This is a genomic window from Stenotrophomonas sp. 2YAF22, from assembly GCF_052114665.1.
GTDB lineage: Bacteria > Pseudomonadota > Gammaproteobacteria > Xanthomonadales > Xanthomonadaceae > Stenotrophomonas > Stenotrophomonas indicatrix.
This window is the reverse complement of sequence record NZ_JBFRFE010000363.1, coordinates 1-4,359: the sequence shown is the minus strand read 5'-3', so window position 1 is coordinate 4,359 and position 4,359 is coordinate 1. Positions and strand designations below refer to the sequence as shown.

General features: G+C 62.8%; 5 protein-coding genes. 3 read left to right on the top strand and 2 right to left on the bottom strand.

The annotated features are described in order from the left end of the window. Positions 1 to 207: DAPG hydrolase family protein (locus AB4Y84_RS14450; protein WP_442250333.1), on the bottom strand; the 207-nt coding region annotated here is incomplete at its 3' end. Between the two features lie 75 nt (positions 208 to 282). Between AB4Y84_RS14450 and AB4Y84_RS14445 the strand changes: the two genes are divergently transcribed. Next, positions 283 to 945 (top strand): TetR/AcrR family transcriptional regulator, encoded by a 663-nt coding sequence (locus AB4Y84_RS14445; RefSeq protein WP_312786410.1) that lies wholly within the window; start codon positions 283 to 285, stop codon positions 943 to 945. 134 nt (positions 946 to 1,079) lie between these two features. Then, positions 1,080 to 2,114 (top strand): DUF7832 domain-containing protein, encoded by a 1,035-nt coding sequence (locus tag AB4Y84_RS14440; RefSeq protein WP_363731650.1) that lies wholly within the window; start codon positions 1,080 to 1,082, stop codon positions 2,112 to 2,114. A gap of 136 nt (positions 2,115 to 2,250) precedes the next feature. On the opposite strand, the gene AB4Y84_RS14435 is transcribed toward AB4Y84_RS14440, so the two are convergent. Next, the gene (locus AB4Y84_RS14435) at positions 2,251 to 3,135 is read right to left on the bottom strand and encodes a LysR family transcriptional regulator (protein ID WP_442250332.1); all 885 of its coding nucleotides are present in this window, start codon (positions 3,133 to 3,135) and stop codon (positions 2,251 to 2,253) included. Positions 3,136 to 3,242: 107 nt separating this feature from the next. Between AB4Y84_RS14435 and AB4Y84_RS14430 the strand changes: the two genes are divergently transcribed. Continuing rightward, entirely contained in the window at positions 3,243 to 4,301 is a 1,059-nt protein-coding gene (locus tag AB4Y84_RS14430; protein ID WP_223496540.1) for an NAD(P)-dependent alcohol dehydrogenase, read from the top strand. The last annotated feature ends 58 nt before the right edge of the window (positions 4,302 to 4,359 follow it).

Sequence of the window (4,359 nt, the reverse complement as noted above, 5' to 3'; positions counted from 1 at the left end):
GTGCCACCAGCGGATGTGCTGGGTGGTCTCGAAGAAGGTGAACCACCAGTCCAGCATGCGGCCCTTGCAGCCATGCAGATCGGTGCGCACCGCCACCAACAGAGTGCCGTCTTCGCGGCGCTGGATGCCGGTTTCCAGGTGCATCGGTGAGGGGTGGAGCAGATCGTGGTGGTCCAGCCAGGCGTGAGCGTTGGCGACGGTGTCCATGGTGAATCCTTGGGGAGGTGAAGTCCGGAAAATACGGAAACGCACTTCGTTTCGCAATTATCGAAATGCGCTAGAATGTGCGCGATGACCGCTACTGCGCCTCCCGATCCGATCGCACCACCCCGTCGCCGCGGGCGTCCAGCACGGCCAGAGGCCGACGTCCGCCATGCCGTGCTGCAGGCGACGCTGGATCTGCTGCTGGCGCAGGGCTACGAAGCGACCACCATCGAAGCCGTCGCCGTGCATGCCGGCGTGGCCAAGAAGACGGTGTACCGGCATGCCGGCAACCGTGATGAGCTGGTAGGCCTGGCGGTGCGCGAGTGGACCGATGGCTTCGCACCGCAGCTGCAACGTGATGCCCGCCACGCCGAAGACGTGCTGCCGCTGCTGCACGACATCCTGCAGGCGGTGTGCGCGCAGGCATTGTCAGCGCAGGCGGTGCGGGTATTCCGCCTGTTGACCACCGACTTCCCCGGCAAGGACGCGCTGCTGCGGGCCTACCTGGACAACGGCATCGGCCGCGGACGTGCGTTGCTGGCGGACTGGCTGGCGCGGCAGCAGCAGCGTGGTCTGCTGCGCGCCGGTGATCCAGAACGGATGGCGCGTCTGGTGCTGTCCATGGCCGTGGCCGAACCACTGCGCGAACGCGCCATCGGTGTGGTTGCCGAAGACGCATCGGTGGATGCGCATCTGCGTGACTGCCTGCACCTGATGGAACCTATGCTGCAGGCTGCGTAGCGTGGCCAGCCTGCGGCGGTCGAGCTACGACGCATTCTCGCAAAATGGTCTCACGCGAATCTTTGCAACTTCTTGTATGGCTTACTTAAGAAACTGAATGGACCATCCATGGTTGATCCAAACGGTGCGGTCGCATGCGATTTCTCTTTTCCGAACTCTGCAACCTCTTGGGCCAGCGAATCGATAGTGATCCGGTTCTTTCCATTGCCGAACGTATCGGTGCGCAGACGCCAAAGCCAACCTCCTTCGCGTATTCCAATTCCCTTGGCGAAATGTCTCACCGCCCCACGGGTCTGGAAATCAGCTGGAGTCACGAGATTCTCGCACCCGCGTACTACCCACCCCGGAAATCAGGCCGCCACTTCGTCTGCTGGGTAGATTCAATCTGGTTTGATCCGTCAACAGTAGACAACCTGCCATTGCAGTTGTCTCCGACCTCCCTCGCTGAGGATCTGGTTGAGGCGGCTCCTCAACTCATTGTCGAGGATATGCCCAAGAGAACGGCCGCGATGCTCACCTCTCGTCCAGACTGCATGCTTGTTCTCCCCAGCACTCCCCGGCGGTGGCAGATCAAGCTTGCACAGATGCACCGCTACTCCTTGCCAAGCCATGCTGCCATCGGAAATGATCATCCAGAGAAGAATGACAATTCAGACAGGTGGAAGCACTGGGATCAAGCTACTGCGTTCTTTCTCTACTGGTGCATTCTCAGAGGCTTCGCAAGCGAACGACATACTCGTGACCACGGCGCAGAAATTCAGGATCTGCATGATCATCGCATATCAGCAATGGATTACTTCCGCGCGAACTGTTCTGAAGGCGAACTGTGGAGCTGGGATATCCGCGAATCCGTGCGCGATTTTACCCACGTCTATTTTCATTCCCTCTGCAATCGGAACTCAGCACATCCTAGAATTGGAAGGCCGGACAGGTGCCATCCCAACGACGACCTGAGCGCAGTGATGGACTACCTGTCCAAGTGCCGCGTGCCGAACGTAGACGACGAATGGCAGCTGTTTCACCAGTTCTCAGAGATGCTGGACGCACGCTGGAATGACTACCTTCTGACAGGGCTTCAGACAGAAGTAAGTCGCCGCCGGGCCGTCCAGCTCACAGCAATGTATAGAAAGATGGTGGACAACCTCTCCGCGAGGTCTGGGCTGTCGTAGAAGTCCGAGTGTTCATCGGCATCCACGGTATCCACGTGCTGTGCGGAGACTCCTGGAGAGTCATCCACGCATGGCGTGGATCTACTGACGCGGGTGGGTGCCGGCCGTTGGTCGGCACTGCATCACCCGCCGCGCTTCACTCGCGCAACATGTCCACGAACGCACGTAACGCGCCGGGCATCTGCCGCTGCTTCGGGTAGTACAACGCGAACCCGGCGAACGGTTCGCTCCAGTCTTCCAGTACCGCCACCAGTCGCCCATCGTCCAGATAAGGACGCGCGGTGTCTTCCAGCACATAGGCCAGGCCGATGCCATCGAGCACCGCGCCAACCACCGTGCCCTGCTCGCACAGCGTCAGCCGGCCCGGTACGTCGATCTCCAGTGTCTGGCCCTCGCGCTCGAACTGCCACTTGTACAGATGGCCGCTGGCGAAGCGGAAGCGCACGCACTCATGCGTGGCCAGGTCGCGCGGATGCTGCGGTGCCGGCCGGCGTCGCAGGTACTCGGGCGAGCCGACGATCAAGCCGCGCAGCGGCGGCCCCATCGGCACCGCCACCATGTCTTCGGGCACGAACTCGTGCAGGCGCACGCCCGCGTCGTAACCCTCGGCAACGATATCGACCAGGCCATCGTTCTCGGTCAGCTCCACCCGTACGTCCGGATGCGCGTGCAGGAACCGCGCCAGCCGCGGCCCCAACTGGGTCGCCACCGCCGCCCGCGTCGCATTGATCCGCAGCAGGCCGGCCGGCACCGCGCGGAAGTGGTTCATTTCCTCCAGCGCGTCATGCACCTGCCCCAGCGCCGGCTGCAGGCGCTCCAGCAGGCGCTGCCCGGCCTCGGTCAGGGCCACGCTGCGGGTGGTACGGTGGAACAGGCCCACCCCCAGCCGTTCCTCCAGCGCGCGGATCGCATAGCTCACCGCCGAGGTCGACAGGGCCAGTTCGGCACCGGCGCGGCGGAAACTGYGGTGGCGGGCGACCGCAGCGAAGGCGGCCAGGTGGGTCAGGTTGTCAGTGGCCATGATTGTGCAGTCTGCCTTGATGAATCATGCCGATATATACGCTTCTTACCCTGAGGTACGGAGCGTATTGTAAAACGCCTTTCGACAAACCCTGCCAAGGATTCCCCATGTCCCTCGCCCGTGGTTACGCCGCCCACACCCATACCGACCCGCTGGTGCCCTTCGAATTCGAGCGCCGCGCGGTTGGCCCGAACGATGTGCGCATCGAGATCCTGTACAGCGGCATCTGCCATTCCGACCTGCACCAGGCCCGCGACGACTGGGGTGGCTCGATCTATCCGATGGTGCCGGGCCACGAGATCATCGGCCGGGTCACCGAAGTCGGCAGCGAGGTCACCCGCTTCAAGGTCGGCGACCACGCCGGTGTCGGCTGCATGGTCGATTCCTGCCGCCATTGCGATGCCTGCCAGCACGACCTGGAGCAGTACTGCGCCGAAGGTGCGACCTGGACCTACAACGGCCGCGAGCGTGAAAGCGGCGCACCGACCTACGGCGGCTATTCCGACCACGTGGTGGTCGAGCAGCGTTTCGTGGTCAAGGTCTCCGAAACGCTGGACCTGAAGGCAGCCGCGCCGCTGCTGTGCGCCGGCATCACCACCTGGTCGCCGCTGCGCCACTGGAAGGTCGGCCCGGGCCAGAAGGTCGGCGTGATCGGTCTGGGTGGCCTCGGCCACATGGGCGTGAAGTTCGCCAAGGCGCTCGGCGCGCACGTGGTGATGATCACCACCACCCCGGAAAAGGGCGCCGATGCCAAGCGCCTGGGCGCTGACGAAGTGCTGGTCTCGCGCGATGCCGAGCAGATGAAGGCGCATGCCGGCAGCTTCGACTTCCTGCTCAACACCATCCCGGTCGGCCATGACACCAACCCGTACATGGGCCTGCTCAAGCGCGAAGCGACCATGTGCCTGGTCGGTGTGCTGACCGAACTGGACCCGCCGTTGACCGGTGGCAGCGTGATCTTCGGTCGCAGAAACCTGACCGGCTCGGCGATCGGCGGCATGGCCGAAACCCAGGAGATGATGGACTTCTGCGCCGAGCACGGCATCGTCAGCGACGTAGAGATGATCGACATCAAGAACGTCAACGAAGCCTGGGAGCGCATGGCGAAGAACGATGTGCGCTACCGCTTCGTGATCGACATGGCGACGATCAAGAACGCGGCCTGATCCAAGGCGGTTGTGAAAACGAAAAACCCCGGCAATGCCGGGGTTTTTTTGGTAGTGC